General features: G+C 58.3%; 1 protein-coding gene. It reads left to right on the top strand.

Features of this window, described 5'->3' with window-relative positions; genetic code table 11:
* Positions 1-615 precede the first annotated feature (615 nt).
* On the top strand, positions 616-1,723 hold a 1,108-nt coding region (gene ltrA, locus AB4Y40_RS42685), incomplete at its 3' end, for a group II intron reverse transcriptase/maturase (protein ID WP_368692977.1).

Genomic DNA, 1,723 nt, shown 5'->3' on the forward strand with positions numbered 1-1,723 from the left:
AATGTGCGACGTGACGTCGCGTAGTTCGTGGTTTTACCGCTGACGTTCGGCGGGAGCAAAACCGGGCGTTCCGTCGCCCGTAGCCTATTGGGGCATGCGGGACTGGCAACGGTCTCGTGTGAAGCCTCCGAAACAATGTAGCCCGGCGCAAGCCGTACCAAGATCGCGAGATCGATGTTCCTCTGCGAGTGTCAACGCGGAGGAGGCGCTAGGCTGGATGGCAAGGTTAAGGCACCTGAACTGCTGATAAACACCGTCATTCGGAACGGGCCAAAGACACTGATAGGCCAGCCCCAAAAAGGGACCGTGGCGGGTCTGCTCGCTATTTCATCGGGCAGCACGGACACCATCGCCACCGGTGGAGAGGCAGAACCTAAACCATCCGTGCGAACTACGCGGAACTCGGTAAGCCCGTATCGCCGCCTATGCTGTCTGGGCAGGCCAACCGCAAGGAAGGCTGTTGGCGGTGCTGGTAGAGGATGACGGAGAAAGCGAACGGCTGCCTGTAATGGGCAGCATAGCGGTTGCAACATCACCGCATGCGAAAGCAGGCCCACTTCCGTTTGGTCTTTCGTCACGAGAGAGTTTGATCAACCTTCAAAGGAGGAGAAGCAGATGACGGTGCAGCAGCAAGGCACTGGTGCGTCCTCCGATCGAGCGACGCACTGGCACAGCATCGACTGGGCCAGGTGTTATCGCGAGGTCCGAAGGCTCCAGGCGCGTATCGTGAAGGCAACGCAGGAAGGCCGCTGGGGCAAGGTGAAAGCCTTGCAATGGCTGCTAACCCACTCGTTCAGCGGCAAGGCACTCGCCGTCAGACGGGTGACTGAGAATCAGGGCAGACGGACGCCGGGAGTGGACGGCATTACATGGTCCTCCCCGAAGTCCAGGCTCAAAGCAGTGCTGTCGCTCAAACGGCGCGGCTATCGGCCGCGTCCGCTGAGGCGGATATACATCCCCAAGGCCGACGGGAAGAAGATGCGGCCTCTTGGAATCCCGTGCATGATCGACCGGGCTCAGCAGGCGCTGTATCTGCTCGCCCTGGAGCCGGTTGCAGAGAGTACGGCGGACTTGAACTCCTATGGTTTCAGGTCGGCCCGATCAACGGCCGACGCAATCGAACAATGCTTCCGGGTGTTGAACGGAGCCGATTCTGCACCGTGGATTCTTGAGGCCGATATCCGAAGCTGCTTTGACGAAATCTCGCATGACTGGCTGATCGCCCATATTCCTACGGATAAAGCGATTCTGCGAGGATGGTTGAAGGCTGGCTACCTTCATAACCGGGTCTTTCACGCAACGGAAGCGGGTACGCCACAAGGCGGTATTGTCTCGCCCACGTTGATGAACATGACGCTTGACGGGCTGGAGGCACTGCTGCGCGCAAAGTACCGCCGCGGCACTCACAATCTGTCAAAAGTCAATATCGTTCGTTATGCAGATGACTTCATCGTTACCGGTACAACGCAGGACGTGCTGGTGGACGAAGTTCGCCCAATGGTCGAGCAGTTTCTGGTCGAGCGCGGCTTATTGCTATCACCAGAAAAGACCCGGATCACGCATATCGACGATGGGTTCGATTTCCTCGGCATGAACGTGCGCAAGTATGGTGGCAAGCTGTTGATCAAGCCAGCCAAAGCAAACGTTCAGCGCTTTCTGCGTAAGCTGCGGGAAACCGTGAAGGCCAGTGCGACGCTGCGACACGACGAGTTGATACGCAAGC

The sequence above is a fragment of the Paraburkholderia sp. EG287B genome (assembly GCF_040965595.1).
Classification (GTDB): domain Bacteria; phylum Pseudomonadota; class Gammaproteobacteria; order Burkholderiales; family Burkholderiaceae; genus Paraburkholderia.